Source organism: Wolbachia endosymbiont of Atemnus politus (assembly GCF_013309895.1).
Genome location: NZ_JAAXCS010000188.1, coordinates 1 through 1,547, shown reverse-complemented (window position 1 = coordinate 1,547; position 1,547 = coordinate 1). Strand labels below are relative to the sequence as shown.

2 pseudogenes are annotated in these 1,547 nt (G+C 36.1%); one reads left to right on the top strand and one right to left on the bottom strand.

The annotated features are described in order from the left end of the window. Window positions 1-388 precede the first annotated feature (388 nt). Window positions 389-590: pseudogene (locus HET73_RS07390) on the bottom strand (5'/3'-nucleotidase SurE); the annotation flags it as partial. 253 nt (window positions 591-843) lie between these two features. Between HET73_RS07390 and HET73_RS07385 the strand changes: the two are divergent. After that, a pseudogene (locus tag HET73_RS07385) lies at window positions 844-1,547 on the top strand (NAD-dependent DNA ligase LigA); the annotation flags it as partial.

The window sequence follows — 1,547 nt, the reverse complement described above, 5'->3', positions numbered from 1 at the left end:
GACTTAAGAATATACTGCTGATCCCCAATAACCCCAATGCAGGTTTGGCTTATATAGGGTGCACTAATCCTTAACATGATATTATCGGTGTTTAAGGACAAGTTTAATATATACGAGCCTTAGTCACTATATGTAATATAGATATAGAAGTGATGGAACATATGTTCAGTAATCAAATCCAGGAAAGCAGTGCTAATAGCACAAGGACGACTAAGGCTCATAAAGTTGTAGCACCACTGGCGCCATCTATACACCAAATATAGAATCATTCCTGCTATTGGGTTTTTTAATTTTTTTTTTTTTTTTTTTATTAAATTTTTTTGGGGGATTTTTGTCTAAAGGCCATTGTCCCTCATCAGTATTCTATGGCCAAGCAGTTTCGGTTATTATTCATAACCTTATTTAGCGCAATAATAACACAGTCTGCAGGAGTACCAGACATACTAAATTCTTTGTCACCATGCTGATTTACTACGATAGGTTGCTTTCCTGGAATCAAGAGATCTTGATGCTCCACTCCGGTCAGTATCTGGTGCTACCACCCATATTTCTGATGCAAGATTTTGCGCAATCTCTTTGAGTAACTTCATTCCTTCACTTTCAAAGCCATCATCATTTGTTATTAGTATTATCGTATAAAATTCTATATAGCTCCAAAGTTATGATAAGTAATTCCGTTCACTAATTGCTAACCAATATTTCGCTAATAAGTCGTGCAACTATCTGAAACTTTTGTTGCCTGACGTTTATTACTCATCGAATTCATGAAATTCAAAGCTTGACGAAAAAACTAATCTGTCCCCATATTTTTGCACTAATTTCAGTATTAGGAGATAATTGTATATGACCAATTTAGAAAATTTGAAACGAGAACTTGCTGAATTGCAAACGCAGATAAATTATCATGATGTATTATATCACCAAAAAAAAAAAAAGCCGGAAATCACTGATGCTGAATAGGATGAGTTGACGCGAAAGGTAGCCGAAATAGAAACACAACTTCCAGAAATTGACGTAGCACAAAATGACGTTGGTGCTGCACCTGATGAGAGATTTTCCAAGGTGGAACATCAGGAATCTATGCTTTCCCTTGAAAATGCTTATGATGAGGAAGGTGTAGAGAGATTTTTATATAAGATAAAGAGGTTTTTAATTCAGGATGAAATAGAGATATCATGTGAACCAAAAATCGATGGGTTGTAGCTTTCTGCAGTTTATGAGGATGGAAGATTTGTTAGAGCCGCAACTCGAGGTGATGGTTTTGTAGGAGAAGATCTCACATTCGATGTTGCAACAATAAAAAGCTTTCCTAGAGCTTTTCTTGGTGTAAAAGGCAGATTAGAAGTAAGGGGCGAAATATACATCAGCAACAGCAACTTTTTAAAGCTAAATGAAAACAATGAGTTTTCCAATCCTCAAAATGCTGATGGTTATCTAAAGCAACTAGGCGCTACGGAAAGTAGACCACTTTGCTTATGCTTTGGTGGAACGGAGAAAAGCCAAAGTGAAGTACTAGACAGGCTTGAGACACTTAGTTTTTACGTAAA